The sequence below is a fragment of the Luteimonas arsenica genome, from assembly GCF_004352825.1.
Classification (GTDB): Bacteria; Pseudomonadota; Gammaproteobacteria; order Xanthomonadales; family Xanthomonadaceae; genus Luteimonas; species Luteimonas arsenica.
The window spans coordinates 22,276-36,762 of record NZ_SJRW01000001.1 but is presented as its reverse complement, the minus strand read 5'-3'; the positions used below and the strand labels follow the sequence as shown (position 1 = coordinate 36,762).

The following is a 14,487-nucleotide window of genomic DNA, read 5'->3' as shown; positions in this document are numbered from 1 at the left end:
GGCCCTCAGTCGTCGCCCGCGCCCTTTCGGAAATCCACGGGCTCGCTCCTGCGCTCGGTGCTGATGCTGCCGCCGCTCTCGCGCAGGCAGTCGCGGGCGACCGGCTCGCCGGGCCGGTCCGGCCGGCTGGCGCAGAGCGGGTTGGCATCCACGGCCGCGTTGGTGTCGTAGTACTCGCTGGTGCCTGCGCAGCCGGCGAGCGCGAGCGCAGTCCCGCAGATGGCAAGGGTGGTGGCGAAGCGCATGCCGGATCCTCCGTCGACAGTCGAGGGATCCAGCCTGAGCGAGCGGCGGTGTCGCATCAAGGGCCTGCAGGCATGTCGCCCGCGGATGCCGGTGCCGCGGGCAGGCGGGCGTGGCGCCAGGCGACCGCGATCGCCAGCAGCAGCATCGACGAGGCCACGAGGTAGGGAATACCGGGCAGGTCGATCGGCGAAGCCGGCGACACCGCCCAGCCGAAGCTGCCGGCATACACCGCCGGACCGACGACGCCCGCCAGCGCGGTCAAGCTCATCAACGCCCCCTGCACGCGGCCCTGCATGGCCGGATCGACCTGCCGGGTGATCAAGGACTGCGAGGCCGGCGCGGCCACGCCCCACAGCGCGCCGATCGGGATGCCGACCAGGAACAGCCAGCCCACCGGCGCCAGCCCGGTCACGGCGAACCCGGCGGCGCCGAAGCACAGCGCCAGGATCAGCGCGCGGCGTTCGCCCATGCGCTTCACCAGCAGCCCGACCAGCCAGGCATTGACCACGATCGCCATCGCGCCGACGAAGGCCAGTACGTAGCCGACCTCCTTCTGCCCCCAGCCGTAGCGGTAGTCGGCGTACAGCACGAACACGCTGGGGTGCGCGTAGTGCGCGAACGCGGAGATCAGCACCACCACTGCCAGCCCCATCACCTGCGGCTGCGCGCGCAGCAGGCCGAGCGAACCCAGCGGGTTGGCGTGCGACCAGTGGATGCGCGCACTGCGCCGCTCCGCCGGCAGCGACTCGGGCAGCACGAACAGCCCGTACAGGAAATTGAGCAGCGCCATGCCGGCGGCGAACCAGAACGGCAGGCGCAGGTCGATGTCGCCAAGCACGCCGCCGATCAGCGGACCGGCGATGAAGCCGACCCCGAACGCCGCGCCGATCATGCCGTAGCCCCTGGCGCGGTCGGCACCGCTGGTGACATCGGCGATGTAGGCGTTCGCGGTGCTGAAGCTGGCCGCGGTGATCGCGGACACGATGCGCCCCACCAGCAGCCAGGCCAGCGTCGGCGCCAGCGCCATCAGCACGAAGTCGAGCCCGAGGCCCAGGCAGGACAGCAGGATCACCGGGCGCCGGCCGTAGCGGTCGGAGAGCGCGCCCTGGATCGGCGCGAACACGAACTGGATCGCGGCGAACAGCACGGCGAAGATCCCCACCCACCACGATGCCACCGAAATGTCGCCGCCGACGAAGTCTTCGATCAGGTGCGGCAGCACGGGAATGATGACGCCGAACGCCATCACGTCGATCAGCACCACCACGAAGATGAAGGCCAGCGCCGCGCGACGCGCGCCGGGCGAAGGGGTCTGGACGCCCACGGCGCATCCCGCTCTGGAAAACAGAGCGCGGAGTCTACGGCCTTGGGCCCGCGCACCGCAGGTGCCGGACGGCTTCCCGCCGGAATCAGCGCTCGCCGAGCAGGCGCGTGGTCGCGACCGCGAGCTGCTCCATGGCATCGCCCACCGGGTCGCTGCCGCCGTTGGCGTAGACGCCGTGGCCCGAGGCGTAGGCATCGGCCACGCGGCTGGCGACCTCGCGGCCCTGGGCGAACTGCGAGCCCAGCACACCGTCGAACGCCGCCGCGGCGTCCACCGCATCGGCGAAATTGCCGCTGGCGACGTGGCCGAAGGCATCGCGCGCGGCATCGGCCAGGCCGGTGATCGAACGCGCGACGTCGCCAATGGCGTTGGCCGAGGGCGCGACGCCATTGGTCAAGGCGCCGCTGGCCAGCGCACCCAGCACGCCCTGGGGATTGATCGATGCCTGCGCGCCGGGGACGTTGCTGGTCAGCGCGGAGATCGCCTGGTGGGCGATCGCCTGCATCGGCGCGGGCATGGATTCCACCGCCTCGTGCGCCGCCGACGCCACGGTGCCGCCGATGACCGCATTGGCCACCGCCGCCATCGCGCCCGGCAGGCCGCCGGTGATCGCCCCGAGCACCGCGGTGCCGATGAGGCCCTGCAGGTCCTGCGGATCGAGCCCGAGCGCATCGGCGACCGAGCCCAGCGCTTCGCCCAGGCCGATCGCATCGGCCATGGCGCCCAGCGCGTTGCTGACCGCTTCTGCGACCGATTCCGCCACCGATTCGGCGACGCTGCCGAGGCTGTCGGCGGTGGCGCTGGAACTGCTGGCGCTGTCGGCCCCGTTGGAGCCACCGTCACCACCGCCTACGCCACCTGCACCGCCTGCGCCATCGCTCATGGTCCTGCCCTCCGCCTGTCTCTACAGGTGAAGCTAGGACGCCATGCGCGGAAGGACTACCCGGGGCCGACCCGAGGGTGGCCGCTCAGCCCCGCGGATCGCCGACGAAGCGCAGGAACTCCTGGCGGGTGCGGGCGTCGTCGCGGAAGCCGCCCAGCATCTTGGAGGTCACCATGCTCACCCCGCGCTTGTGCACGCCGCGGGTGGTCATGCACTCGTGGCTGGCCTCGACCACCACGCCCACGCCGCGCGGCTTCAGCACGTCCTCGATCACGGCCGCGATCTGCGCGGTCATCTTCTCCTGCACCTGGAAGCGGCGGGCATAGGCCTCGACCACGCGCGCGAGCTTGCTGATGCCCACCACCTTGCCGTCGGGCAGGTAGCCGACGTGGGCGCGGCCGATGATCGGCGCCATGTGGTGCTCGCAGTGGCTCTCGAACTGGATGTCGCGCAGCACGATCATCTCGTCGTAGCCGGCGACCTCCTCGAAGGTGCGCTCCAGGTACTCGCGCGGGTCGTCGCCGTAGCCGCTGAACCAGTCGCCGTAGGCGTCGACCACGCGCTTGGGGGTGTCGAGCAGGCCTTCGCGCGAGGGGTCCTCGCCGGCCCAGCGCAGCAGGATGCGCACGGCGGCCTCGGCCTCGTCGCGGGCCACGCCGTTGCGCTGATCGTCCTGGTTGGCCATGGCCCGGGCTCCACTGGTTCGCGAAACCGCCATGGTACCGCGGCGCAGCAATGGCAGGCGGGCCAAGGCTTCCCGGGACGGCGTCCCCGGTACCAATGGCCCTGCTTGCGCGGCCGGTTTCGTGGGACAGTCGCCGACCTGACCCCGGCCGGATGCCGGTCCCGACGCCCTCGCCACCCGGAGTTCGCCCATGCGCCCTGCTTCCACCCGCTCGCCCCTGGCCATCGCCCTCGCGCTGGTCCTTCCGCTGGGCCTGGCCGCCTGCGACCGCGCAGCCACCGATGCCCCCGCCGCCGGCACCACCGCGGCGACCGCCGCCACCGCCGAGGAGCGCGAGGCCGAAACCGCCCGCCTCAACGCCTGGTTCGAGGCGCAGTTCGAGGAACAGCTGCAGCTGAGCCCGATCCGCATGACCTTCCTCGGCCGCAAGGACCTCTACGACCAGATCGACGACGTCTCCGACGCCGGCATCCAGAAGCAGCTCGACTGGATGGAGGCCTCGGTCCGGACGATGGAGGCGGAGTTCGACTACGACCGCCTGGAGCCCGAGGCCCAGCTGTCCTGGAACCTGTGGAAGAAGCAGTACGAAAGCGCCCGCGACGGCATGCCCTTCCTGCTCGATGGCTATGTCTTCGACCAGATGAACGGCATGCACAGCATGGCCCCGACCTTCATGATCAATTTCCACCGCGTCGACGAGGAGTCCGACTTCGTCGCCTACGTCGCGCGCCTGGAGAAGCTGCCGACGGTGTTCGACGCGCTGGTCGAGCGCGGCGGACGCGCCTCGGCCGCGGGCATCCATGCGCCGAAGTTCGCCCTGGACGGCGTGATCGACCAGTCGCGCAAGGTGATCGCCGGCGCGCCCTTCGACGGCGGTGCCGACAGCGCGCTGTGGGCCGACGCCCAGGCCAAGGCCGATGCGCTCGTCGCCGGCGGCAAGATCACCACCGAGCGCGCGGCCGAGCTGAAGGACGCCGCCCGCAAGGCCCTGCTGGAGCAGGTGAAGCCCGCCTACGAGCGCGTGATCGCCTTCGCCGAGGCCGAGCTTCCGCAGGCGCCGGTCAATCCCGCGGGCGTCGGCAGCACCCACCCCGATGGCGCCGCGTACTACGCCTACCAGCTGAAGCAGCACACCTCCACCGACATGACCGCCGACCAGATCCACGAGCTCGGCCTGTCGGAAGTCGCGCGCCTGCGCGGGGAGCTGGAGAAGGTGCAGGCGGAGATCGGCTTCGAGGGCGACCTGCAGGCCTTCTTCAAGCACGTGCAGAGCGACCCCGAGCGCCTGTACCCCAACACCGACGCCGGACGCCAGGCCTACATCGACGACGCCACCGCGGCCATCGACAACATCCGCCAGTACCTGCCCGAATACTTCGGCCTGCTGCCCAAGGCGGAGCTGGTGGTCAAGCGCGTGGAGGCCTTCCGCGAACAGGACGGCGCCGCCCAGCACTACAACCCGGCCTCGCCGGACGGCTCGCGTCCGGGCGTGTACTACGCGCACCTGTCGGACATGAACTCGATGCCGAAGACCGAGCTGGAAGTGATCGCGTACCACGAGGGCCTGCCCGGCCACCACATGCAGATCTCGATCGCCCAGGAGCTCGAGGGCGTGCCGACCTTCCGCACGCAGCTGTTCGACACCGCCTACACCGAGGGCTGGGGCCTGTACTCCGAGTGGCTGGCCAAGGAAATGGACGGCACCTACCAGACGCCGTACTCCGAATACGGCCGGCTGATGTCGGAGATGTGGCGCGCGATCCGCCTGGTGGTGGACACCGGCATGCACGCCAAGGGCTGGACCGAGCAGCAGGCGGTGGACTACTTCCGCGCCAACAGCTCGGTGCCCGACGCGGCGATCCGCTCCGAGGTGCAGCGCTACCTGGTGTTCCCGGGCCAGGCCACCGCCTACAAGGTCGGCATGATCCGCATGCAGGAGCTGCGCGCGAAGGCCGAGGCCGAGCTGGGCGAAGCCTTCGACATCCGCGGCTTCCACGACACCCTCCTCGGCGGCGGCGCGATGCCGCTGGACCTGCTGGAACAGCGCGTGGACCGCTGGATAGAATCGCGCAAGGCCGGCTGAGCGCCGGCCGTCGGCCACGCCGCCGGGGGACCGGGCGGCGTGGCTCCACGTAGACAGGGGAACAGGACGAATGAGCAGCCCCGACGGGCCGGTGCCAGCGCCGGGCGACGCCGTGACCCCACCCACCAGCCGCGTCGCGTTCGAGCGCCTGCGCGAGCGCACCGACGAACTCGAGCTGATCGTCTCCGGCCTGCTGGCCTTCGCGCTGCTGACGGTGCCCGGCCGCGCCTTCGAGGCCTGGGCGGCGAACACGGTCCACGTCGAGGGCGTGTTCGAGATGGCGCTGTGGTTCGGCTTCGCGACCGTGGTCGGGCTGAGCTGGTCGCTGGCGTTCGCGTTCATGATCCACCTGGCCATCCGCGGCTACTGGGTCGCCCTGATCGGCCTGAAGTCGACCTTCCCCGACGGCATCCACTGGGACCGGATCCCGCTGATGGGGCCGGTTTCCCGGGCCTTCCACCGCGAGCGCGTCGGCGACCTCGGCAGCGTGATCGACCGCGCCGACCGCGCCGCGTCGATGCTGTTCGCGATGGCGATCCTGCTCGCGCTGTCCCTGGTCTGGGTCACCGTGCTCGCGGTGGGCATGATCCTGGTCGCCGCGCTGTTCGGGGCCGTGCTCGGCGACATGGACCGCATCGCGAGGATCGTGCTGTTCCTGGCCTACGCGATGTTCATGGTCTTCGGCATGCTGCCCTACGTCGCCGAGAAGTACCTGGCCCGCCAGGCGCGCGAGGGACGCACCGCGCCGCGGGTCGAAAGGCTGGTGCAAGGCATCCTGCGCGTCTACAGCTTCGTGATCCCGCAGCGGCTGATCCTGCCGGTCCAGCTGACCCTGCAGAGCAACCTGCCCGGCCGCGGCTTCATGGCGGTCTACGTCCTGGTCATCATGTTCGCGATGGTCTTCGGCGGCCTGCAGATCGCCAGTTCCAGCAACTTCTCGATGCTGCACCGCTACGACGTGCTGACCGCGGAAGCCGTGGACCATGGCATGACCGGCGCCCACTACGAAGACATGCGCGCGGACGACGACGTGCTTCTGCGCTACCCGATGATTCCCTCGGACCGGATCTCCGGCAGCCACCTGCGCCTGTTCATCCCGCACCAGCCGCAGCGCGACAACGTGCTCGCGCGCGAGCGCTGCGACGCCCTGGTCGACGGCGCCAACCGCGCGAAGGGCGACGACGCGGCGGCGCTGGCGGTGGACTGCCTGTCGTCGCTGTGGACGGTCACCCTGGACGGCAGGCCGGTGCCGCTCGACGACTTCCTGCCCATCGAGCGCCGCGACCTGCACCTGCGCGGCCTGGTCGGCTACGTCGCGATCGCCGACCTGCCCCCGGGGCGCCACGACCTGCGGCTGGCCTGGAACGAGGCCGGGGACGCGAAGGGCCAGCTGCGCAGGCGCGACTTCCGCATCCCGTTCTGGTTCACCCCGGCGATGAACCGGGACGCCATCGGCGACTGAGCGCCCGCCAGCGTCCGGCGGCCATGCCTGCCATCATGTGCGGATGACCACGCCCTCCCCGTTCGCCGCCCTCCCGCTTTCGCCCGCCCTGCTCCATGGCGTGGACGCCCTCGGCTACACCGCCATGACGCCCGTCCAGGCGCAGGCGCTGCCGCCGATCCTCGAGGGCCACGACGTGATCGCGCAGGCGCCCACCGGCAGCGGCAAGACCGCGGCCTTCGGCCTGGGCCTGCTGCACCGGCTCGACCCGGCGTCCGGCACGACCCAGGCCCTGGTGCTCTGCCCCACCCGCGAACTGGCCGACCAGGTCGGCAAGCAGCTGCGCCGGCTGGCGGTGGGCATCCCCAACCTGAAGGTCTCGATCCTGTGCGGCGGGATCCCGCTGGGCCCGCAGCTGGCCTCGCTCACGCATGCGCCGCACGTCGTCGTGGGCACGCCGGGGCGGGTGCAGGAGCTGGTGGCCAAGGGCGCGCTGTCGCTGAAGGCCGTGCGCACGCTGGTGCTGGACGAGGCCGACCGCATGCTCGACATGGGCTTCGAGGACGCCATCCGCGACCTGGTGCGGCGCACGCCGAAGGAGCGCCAAGGCCTGCTGTTCTCGGCCACCTTCCCCGACGCGATCCGCGACCTGGGCCGCGCGATGCTGCGCGAGCCGGTCGAGGTCAGCATCGACAGCGGCGCCCAGCCGGCGGCGATCGAGCAGCTGTTCTTCGAAGTGGATCCGGCGCGCCGCGGCCGCACGCTGGCGGCGCTGCTGCTGCGCCACCGCCCGGAGTCGGCGGTGGTGTTCTGCAATACCCGCGCCGACACGGCGGACGTGGTCGGCTCGCTCACGCACTACGGCTTCTCGGCGCAGGCCCTGCACGGCGACATGGAGCAGCGCGACCGCGACGAGGTCCTGCTGCAGTTCGCCAACCGCAGCTGCAGCGTGCTGGTGGCCAGCGACGTCGCCGCGCGCGGCCTGGACGTCGAGGACATCGGCGCGGTGGTGAACTACGAACTGCCCAGCGACATCGACACCTACCAGCACCGGGTCGGCCGCACCGGGCGCGCGGGACGCAACGGCCTGGCGCTCAGCCTGTGCAGCGCGCGCGAACGTCCGCGCGCCGAGGCCATCGCCGAACGCCAGGGCCGGCCGCTGCGCTGGGAGACCGTGCCCCCGCTGTCGGGCAAGCCCGCGAACGTGCCGGTGCCGGCCATGGCCACCCTGCGCATCGACGCCGGCCGCGGCGACAAGCTGCGCCCCGGCGACATCGTCGGCGCCCTGACCGGCGAGGCCGGCCTGCACAAGGACGCGATCGGCAGGATCGACGTGTTCGCCACCCGCAGCTACGTCGCCATCGCGCGCGACCAGGCGGCGCAGGCACTGGAGCGGCTGCGCGCCGGCAAGATCAAGGGGCGCAGGTTCCGCGTGCAGCGGGCCTGACGCGGGAGCGGGCAGGCGGCCTTTCCCCGCTCGCCTGCGCCGCCAGCGGCCCACCGGCAGGCCACCGCGGCCGGCGCGGCTCTTGAAATCGACTGCGTCGCGCGCATATCGGACGGTCTTACTGGCCCGTTACCGATATCGCCCATGACCGCCACCGCCGAAACCCGCAAGTTCGAAGCCGAAGTCGCCCAGGTCCTGCACCTGGTGACGCACTCGCTGTACTCGCACAAGGAGATCTTCCTGCGCGAGCTGGTCTCCAACGCCTCCGACGCCTGCGACAAGCTGCGCTTCGAGTCGATCGCCGACCCGGGCCTGCTGGCTGGCGATGGCGAGCTTCACATCGACGTCAGCTGGGACCCGTCCGCGCGCACGATCACCCTGCGCGACAACGGCATCGGCATGTCGCGCGACGAAGTGGTGGCCAACATCGGCAGCATCGCCAGCTCCGGCACCCGCCGCTTCCTCGAAGCCATGGGCAGCGAGCAGAAGGCCGATGCCCGCCTGATCGGCCAGTTCGGCGTGGGCTTCTACTCCGCCTTCGTGGTCGCCGACCGCGTGACCGTGCTGACCCGCCGCGCGGGCGCCGCGCCGGATACCGGCGTGAAGTGGACCAGCGACGGCCGCGGCGAGTACACGCTCGAAGACGCGGACCTGCCCGAGCGCGGGACCACCGTCGTGCTGCACCTGAAGGACGGCGAGGACGAATTCCTCGACGGCTGGAAGCTGCGCTCGCTGGTTCACAAGTACTCCGACCACGTCGCCTTCCCGATCCGGATGCCGAAGGACGCGGCGGCGGATGCGGGCGAGGACGCGGACAGCGAAGGCGACGAGGCTGTCGCCAGGGCCGACGCCACGCCGGAATGGGAGGCGGTCAACGACGCCTCCGCGCTGTGGACCCGCCCGAAGGCGGAGATCAGCGACGAGGAATACCAGAACTTCTACAAGTCGCTGGGCCACGACTTCAACGACGCCGCGGCCTGGACCCACAACCGCGTCGAGGGCAGCCAGAGCTTCACCACCCTGCTCTACCTGCCCGCGCAGCCGCCCTTCGACCTGATGATGGGCGGCCGCGACGAGCGCAAGGGCCTGAAGCTCTACATCAAGCGCGTCTTCATTATGGACGCCGCTGCGGAGCTGCTGCCCAACTACCTGCGCTTCGTGCGCGGCGTGGTCGACGCCGACGACCTGCCGCTCAACGTCAGCCGCGAGATCCTGCAGCACAACCGCCAGCTCGAGCGCATCAAGGGCGCCTGCGTGAAGCGCGTGCTCGACCTGATCGAAAAGCTCTCGCGCGACGAGCCGGAGAAGTTCGCCACCTTCCTCAAGGCCTTCGGCAACACGCTGAAGGAAGGCATCGTCGAGGACGCCGGCAACCGCGAGCGCATCGCGAAGCTGCTGCGCTTCGCATCGACCAAGGGCGAAGGCGAGGCGCGCAGCGTGTCGCTGGACGACTACGTCGGCCGCATGCCCGAAGGCCAGGACGCCATCTGGTACGTCACCGCCGACGGCCACCGCGCCGCCGCCGGCAGCCCGCAGCTCGAAGCCTTCCGCGCCAGGGACATCGAAGTGCTGCTGATGTCCGACCGCATCGACGAATGGATGCTCGGTCACCTGCGCGAATACGCCGGCAAGCCGCTGAAGCACGTCGCCAAGGGCGAGCTGCCGCTGGACGAGGCCGACAGGGCGAAGCAGGAGGAAGCGACCGCGGCCGCTGCGCCGCTGCTGGAGCGCATCAAGGGCCTGCTCGGCGAGCGCATCGCCGAAGTGCGCGTTTCCGCGCGCCTGACCGACTCGCCGTCGTGCCTCGCCCTGTCGGAGTGGGAGATGGCGCCGCACCTCGCGCACCTGCTGCGCGAGGCCGGCCAGGACGTGCCGGAGCAGAAGCCCACGCTGGAGATCAATCCTTCGCACCCGCTGGTGCGCAAGGTGCAGGGCGAAGCCGACGACGCGCGCGCCGCCGACTACGCCAACCTGCTGCTGGAACAGGCGGAACTCGCGGCCGGTGCCCCGCTGCCCGATCCAGCGGCCTTCGTGCAGCGCGTGAACCGCCTCCTGATGAACTGACCACGGCGCATGTGCCCCTGAACCATTCAGCTGGTATCAGCGCATTGCACGCGGATTTCATGGCCGATCGTGGAAAGTGTTCCACACCCCCACGACGGAAACGGACATGACCACGGACAGCAAGAAGATCGAGCACAGCCTCAACGACCTGATCGAGATCGCACGCGACGGCGACGACTTCTATACCGAAGCCGCCGCCAAGGTCGACAACCCCGAACTGTCGTCGCTGTTCAGCCAGATGGCGGCCCACAAGCGCGAGATCGTCACCGGCCTGGGCGCCGACGTCGCCGCGACCGGCGGCGAGCCGGCCGAGCGTGGCACGATGGTGGGTTCGATGCACCAGCTGTACAGCAAGGTGCGCGCCGCGTTCGGCGATACCGACTACGCCTACGTGGCCGAACTCGAGGAGTCCGAAGACCGCCTGCTCGACGCCTTCAGGGACACGATCAAGGACACCGGCACCCCGCCGGCTGCCCGCGCCGCGGCCGAGAAGTACCTGCCGCGCGTGGTCGAGTGCCACGGCATCATGCGCAACCGCAAGCTGGCCATGAAGGACGCCGGCTGATCCCTGGCCGCGGCATCGCGCCAAGGGCGGGAATCCGGGCCCCGGCACATGCCGGGGCCTTCGTTCGCAGGCAGTCATGCAATTCCGCCCTCGAAGCTGCAGAATCGAAGCCCCCATCCAAGGAGTCCACCATGGGCCTGTTCTCGAAGATCAAGGATCGTATTTTCGGCGGCGCCAAGGCCGCCCCGGCACCCGCACCGGCGGAACCCGCCAAGCCCGCGCCCATCATTTTCGATGGCAGTGAAAACGACCCCGACGTGGCACCGCCCGCGCTGAACCCGGCGCCGCCGGCGCCCGCCCCCGAACCCGTCGACGTCGAGGCCGTGCTTTCGGCGATGGCCGAAGCAAAGGGCGGCAAGAGCGACTGGCGCAACTCCATCGTCGACCTGCTGAAGCTGCTCAACCTGGATTCCAGCCTCGACGCGCGCAAGGAGCTGGCGGCCGAACTCGACGTCAACGCCGGCGCCCACGGCAGCGCGGAGCAGAACATCGCCCTGCACAAGGCGGTGATGCGCAGGCTGGCCGAGAACGGCGGCAAGGTCCCCGACGACCTGAAGGACTGACCGGCACGGCGGCATCGCATTGGTGACGGTCCAGCACCCCGCCAGGCGACAGGCACCCCGGCCCCGGCCGGGGTGCTTGCGTCTGGGCGCGACGTGACCGCGGCAACACGCCCCACGGGTGGGCGCGCGCAGTCCCGCGCCGACCGCCTGCAGCCCTGGATCGCCGCGCTGGCCAGCGCGCTGCTGCACCTGCTGCTGGCGTGGCTCGCGATGTCGTCCACGCCCGTCACCGTGTCGAACCCCGAGGGCAGCGCCGGCGGCAGCCGGATGGAAGTCGAGTACATCGACGTCAACAGCCCGATCCCGTCGCCACCGGAAGTCCCGCCGGCCATGCCGACCGTCCGCCGCGAGCGCGTGCCGCCGCGGCCCGACCCCGCCGAACCCCCGTCCGCGTCCGCGTCCGCGCTGCAGGTGGTGCAGGTCGAAGAGGCCGAGGCGCCGCTGCCGCCGGACGCCGAGCAGCCGCGAGACGCCCCGACCCCGCCCGCGTCCAGCAGCCGCCCCGTGCCGCGGCGCCAGCAGCATGCCTGGGGCCAGCCGCCCGGCATGCTCCGGGAAGACCACGCCGCGGTGAACGCCGGTCCCGCGCCCACGCCCGCCACCGACCGCGGCCGCCGCTACAACGCCTCCTCCGCCGAACCCAACATGGAGGTCGGCGGCTACCAGGTCATCTACGACCTGCTCAGCGAGACCCGGCTGCGCGCCTGGCGCGACGAGGGCATCACCGAGATCTTCCTGCCGCTGCCGGGCTCGCGGCAGTACATGGTCTGCCCGCTGGAGACCGCGCTCAGGCGCGGATCCGGGCCCTGCCGCCTGCTCGAACCCGACGACCCCGAAATGGAGAACATCGGCGACGCGCGCAAGGTCATCACCATGGAGCGGGTCTACCGCCGCGGTGAACTGCTCTGGCGCGGCCCGGCGCCGTATCGCTGAAACAGGCTGCTGCGGCGTGCTGGAGGACGGCGTATTCTGCGCCGCGTTCCAGCGGCAGGTGGGGCAGCCGCCGGGACGTTATGCGAGCGCGGGCAGCGAGCGCGCCTGAGGCGGATCAGTCAGCCGCTTCAGGCGGGCCGAGGTTGCCGCGGCTATACATGCCGGAACGATCGAAGCAGCAGGCGCGGCGCTTGCCGGACGCCAGCTGGTCGCAGGCAGTGGCGATGCGCTTCACGCGGGTCTCGGCCTTCTTGCCCGAGGTCATCCACTGGATCCAGTCGCGCCGCGCGACCGGGGTGATGTCGTCCCAGGTCGCCTTCGCGGCGGGATGCGCGGCCAGGGCCTTGCGCAGGTCGGGCGGCAGCTTCGGCTCGGGCTCCTTCGCCACCGGTGCGATCTCCAGGGCCACCGTATCGCCCGGTTTCGCAGCGGCGGCTTCAAGCAGCGCGCCGTCGACCTTCAGCCAGTGGCTGCCCTCGCCATCCGGCTCCAGGGTGGCCTGGAACGGCACCGCCGCGAAGCGGCCTTCCACCGTGACCTGGCTGCGGGTCGGCAGCTTGCCGCTGGCGGCGGCAGGCAGCACGAGGAAGGCCCAGGCGGCGTTCTTCGGCTCGGCGGGCCTGCGAAGGATCGACTTGAAGCGAACTACGGCAGGTGTGGTCTTGGCCATGTCGAAGCCTTGTCAATGGATCGGGAAGCACGCTCGATCTTCGGCGGCTGCCCGGTGGCGACCACGATGATGTTCGTGATCACTGTCGCGGTAAAGATGATCGAAAGCGGACGGGGGACCTGCCTGACGAACCTGCTCGTGTTCATTGATCCACCTTTTCCCTCATGACAGCGTCCCGGCCTGCTTCGCGCCGCGGCGCCGGGATCAGTCCGATGCCGTGTTTCCGTCAGCCTGCCTGATGAAGTCCGCCATCGCCTTCAGATAGCCTTCGGGCTGCCGAGTCGACACACGCTCGCCATCCGCATCGGTTTCGAACTCGTACATGCCATGGTCTGCCTGCGGGAACACGATCGTGGTGATGGGTCGACCCGCTTTCCCGAGCTCGTCCAGTCGCCGCAACGTCTCGAACGGCGGCGCGTCACGATCCTGTCCACCCAGGATCCACAGCTGCGGCACGTCGAGATTGGACAGCACGGGCATCGGGTCGTAATGCGCCGGAACGCCTTCAAGCAAGGCTGGAAAGTCCCGGCGCACCACCGCTTCGGGAGTGGAGAGCAGATACGAGGTGAAGTTCCCGCGCACGAACCGGAACCAGGGTTCGTTCCCATACTGCGCCTTCAACGCGTCAAGCCGGTCGAACCCTTCCGTGAAGTCGCTTTCGATGATGGCCGCTGTCGCGTCCGCCACTTCGCCGGCCTTGCGTTGCACGTCCGCCCCGAAGCCGGCGCGGTCCATGTCGAAGGCGATCGCTTCGCGGTCTTCCTCGATGGGTGACACTGCCAGGCCGAAACTGACGATCACGAAGTCCACCGGCTCGATCATCGCCGCCAGCGGCGCCACCCATCCCCCCTGGCTGCCGCCTTGATATCCGACCCACCCAGTGCGTTCGCCGGAAAGACGCCGGGCCTCTCGCATGGCGTGGATGGCATCGGTGGCGAGGACAAGGTAGTTCTGCGTGTAGCGGCCCCCCGAACGACCGGTGCCGCGCTTGTCGTACGCGAAGACACCGATGCCCTGGCTGGCCAGTTCGCGCTGAAGCGAATAGGTGTCCACCGCCGACGACCGTTCCGCACCGTGGACGAGCACCACCACGGGCACGCGTGCCTCGCCCGGCGGCAGCGTCAGTCGCCCGCTCAACTCGACTCCGCTTCCCTGGAAACGGGTATCGACCTGCAGCAGCGGCTGTCGTCGCCCCTGGACATCGTCGAAGCGGATCTCGCCGCCCTCGCAGTCCTCCACGGTCAATCGGTGGCCGTCCGGACGACCGGTCCAACCGAGCGTGCTGGACCACATGCCGTCATCCTGCAGCGCCAGGGCTCCGGTTCGACCATCCGGACGCCGCCAGCGGAGCGCGCCCGGTGTTCCCGGCCCGATATCGAGCATGCTGCCATCCGCCATGCGATAGCTGCCGGTATGGCAAGCGGGAGCTTGTGCCTCCCCTGCATCATTCCCGCCCGCGATCACCGTGCCATGGGGCGCGGCCAGGACCAGGGCCAAAGCGAGTACCAGCCTCTGCATGACACCCCATTTGCGTTACTATTTACGTAAATATTGACCATGACGCCTGAACGCGTCAACCCACG

14 protein-coding genes are annotated in these 14,487 nt (G+C 70.3%); 8 read left to right on the top strand and 6 right to left on the bottom strand.

Annotated elements, in window-relative coordinates:
- Window positions 1–5: 5 nt before the first annotated feature.
- From E2170_RS00160 to folE, 4 genes are all read right to left on the bottom strand, one after another.
- On the bottom strand, window positions 6–302 hold the full coding sequence (locus tag E2170_RS00160; protein WP_132998641.1) for a hypothetical protein: 297 nt from the start codon (window positions 300–302) through the stop codon (window positions 6–8).
- Window positions 302–1,570 carry a TCR/Tet family MFS transporter gene (locus tag E2170_RS00155; protein WP_243708000.1) on the bottom strand — a complete coding sequence of 423 codons (1,269 nt, stop codon included), beginning with the start codon at window positions 1,568–1,570 and terminating at the stop codon, window positions 302–304. Before E2170_RS00155 ends, E2170_RS00160 begins: the two co-directional genes overlap by 1 nt.
- A gap of 85 nt (window positions 1,571–1,655) precedes the next feature.
- The gene (locus tag E2170_RS00150) at window positions 1,656–2,453 is read right to left on the bottom strand and encodes a hypothetical protein (protein WP_132998639.1); all 798 of its coding nucleotides are present in this window, start codon (window positions 2,451–2,453) and stop codon (window positions 1,656–1,658) included.
- Between the two features lie 85 nt (window positions 2,454–2,538).
- Window positions 2,539–3,138 carry a GTP cyclohydrolase I FolE gene (gene folE / locus E2170_RS00145; RefSeq protein ID WP_132998638.1) on the bottom strand — a complete coding sequence of 200 codons (600 nt, stop codon included), beginning with the start codon at window positions 3,136–3,138 and terminating at the stop codon, window positions 2,539–2,541.
- Window positions 3,139–3,328: 190 nt separating this feature from the next.
- Here folE and E2170_RS00140 point away from each other — a divergent pair, with 190 nt between their 5' ends.
- The 7 genes from E2170_RS00140 to E2170_RS00110 all read left to right on the top strand — a co-directional run bounded on the left by E2170_RS00140 (window position 3,329) and on the right by E2170_RS00110 (window position 12,234).
- The gene (locus E2170_RS00140; RefSeq protein WP_132998637.1) at window positions 3,329–5,221 is read left to right on the top strand and encodes a DUF885 domain-containing protein; all 1,893 of its coding nucleotides are present in this window, start codon (window positions 3,329–3,331) and stop codon (window positions 5,219–5,221) included.
- Between the two features lie 70 nt (window positions 5,222–5,291).
- Window positions 5,292–6,683 (top strand): hypothetical protein, encoded by a 1,392-nt coding sequence (locus E2170_RS00135; protein ID WP_132998636.1) that lies wholly within the window; start codon window positions 5,292–5,294, stop codon window positions 6,681–6,683.
- Window positions 6,684–6,726: 43 nt separating this feature from the next.
- Window positions 6,727–8,109: an ATP-dependent RNA helicase DbpA gene (gene dbpA, locus E2170_RS00130; RefSeq protein ID WP_132998635.1), complete on the top strand. Its 1,383-nt coding sequence runs from the start codon at window positions 6,727–6,729 to the stop codon at window positions 8,107–8,109.
- Window positions 8,110–8,253: 144 nt separating this feature from the next.
- Complete coding sequence (gene htpG / locus E2170_RS00125) at window positions 8,254–10,173, top strand: molecular chaperone HtpG (RefSeq protein ID WP_132998634.1); 1,920 nt, start codon at window positions 8,254–8,256, stop codon at window positions 10,171–10,173.
- A 106-nt stretch (window positions 10,174–10,279) separates the two neighbouring features.
- Window positions 10,280–10,738: a PA2169 family four-helix-bundle protein gene (locus tag E2170_RS00120; RefSeq protein WP_132998633.1), complete on the top strand. Its 459-nt coding sequence runs from the start codon at window positions 10,280–10,282 to the stop codon at window positions 10,736–10,738.
- A 131-nt stretch (window positions 10,739–10,869) separates the two neighbouring features.
- The gene (locus E2170_RS00115; RefSeq protein ID WP_132998632.1) at window positions 10,870–11,301 is read left to right on the top strand and encodes a DUF3597 domain-containing protein; all 432 of its coding nucleotides are present in this window, start codon (window positions 10,870–10,872) and stop codon (window positions 11,299–11,301) included.
- A 93-nt stretch (window positions 11,302–11,394) separates the two neighbouring features.
- Entirely contained in the window at window positions 11,395–12,234 is an 840-nt protein-coding gene (locus tag E2170_RS00110; protein WP_132998631.1) for a type II toxin-antitoxin system RelE/ParE family toxin, read from the top strand.
- A 115-nt stretch (window positions 12,235–12,349) separates the two neighbouring features.
- Here E2170_RS00110 and E2170_RS00105 read toward each other — a convergent pair whose 3' ends face one another.
- A complete protein-coding gene (locus E2170_RS00105; RefSeq protein ID WP_132998630.1) occupies window positions 12,350–12,904 on the bottom strand; it encodes a YdeI/OmpD-associated family protein in 555 nt (184 codons plus the stop codon).
- Window positions 12,905–12,919: 15 nt separating this feature from the next.
- On the opposite strand from E2170_RS00105, the gene E2170_RS13730 reads away from it, so the two are divergent.
- Window positions 12,920–13,072, top strand: coding sequence for a hypothetical protein (locus E2170_RS13730; RefSeq protein WP_165942114.1), 153 nt, complete (start codon window positions 12,920–12,922; stop codon window positions 13,070–13,072).
- A gap of 36 nt (window positions 13,073–13,108) precedes the next feature.
- Here the strand turns inward: E2170_RS13730 and E2170_RS00100 are convergent, their stop codons facing one another.
- A complete protein-coding gene (locus tag E2170_RS00100) occupies window positions 13,109–14,401 on the bottom strand; it encodes an alpha/beta hydrolase family protein (RefSeq protein ID WP_243707999.1) in 1,293 nt (430 codons plus the stop codon).
- Window positions 14,402–14,487 lie beyond the last annotated feature (86 nt).

Excerpts from the sequence above, each read along its gene's own strand:
- E2170_RS00160 (WP_132998641.1), bottom strand. The coding sequence starts at position 302 with ATGCGACACCGCCGCTCGCTCAGGCTGGATCCCTCGACTGTCGACGGA.
- E2170_RS00150 (WP_132998639.1), bottom strand. The coding sequence starts at position 2,453 with ATGAGCGATGGCGCAGGCGGTGCAGGTGGCGTAGGCGGTGGTGACGGT.
- folE (WP_132998638.1), bottom strand. The coding sequence starts at position 3,138 with ATGGCCAACCAGGACGATCAGCGCAACGGCGTGGCCCGCGACGAGGCC.
- E2170_RS00140 (WP_132998637.1), top strand. The coding sequence starts at position 3,329 with ATGCGCCCTGCTTCCACCCGCTCGCCCCTGGCCATCGCCCTCGCGCTG.
- E2170_RS00135 (WP_132998636.1), top strand. The coding sequence starts at position 5,292 with ATGAGCAGCCCCGACGGGCCGGTGCCAGCGCCGGGCGACGCCGTGACC.
- dbpA (WP_132998635.1), top strand. The coding sequence starts at position 6,727 with ATGACCACGCCCTCCCCGTTCGCCGCCCTCCCGCTTTCGCCCGCCCTG.
- htpG (WP_132998634.1), top strand. The coding sequence starts at position 8,254 with ATGACCGCCACCGCCGAAACCCGCAAGTTCGAAGCCGAAGTCGCCCAG.
- E2170_RS00120 (WP_132998633.1), top strand. The coding sequence starts at position 10,280 with ATGACCACGGACAGCAAGAAGATCGAGCACAGCCTCAACGACCTGATC.
- E2170_RS00115 (WP_132998632.1), top strand. The coding sequence starts at position 10,870 with ATGGGCCTGTTCTCGAAGATCAAGGATCGTATTTTCGGCGGCGCCAAG.
- E2170_RS00105 (WP_132998630.1), bottom strand. The coding sequence starts at position 12,904 with ATGGCCAAGACCACACCTGCCGTAGTTCGCTTCAAGTCGATCCTTCGC.
- E2170_RS13730 (WP_165942114.1), top strand. The coding sequence starts at position 12,920 with ATGGATCGGGAAGCACGCTCGATCTTCGGCGGCTGCCCGGTGGCGACC.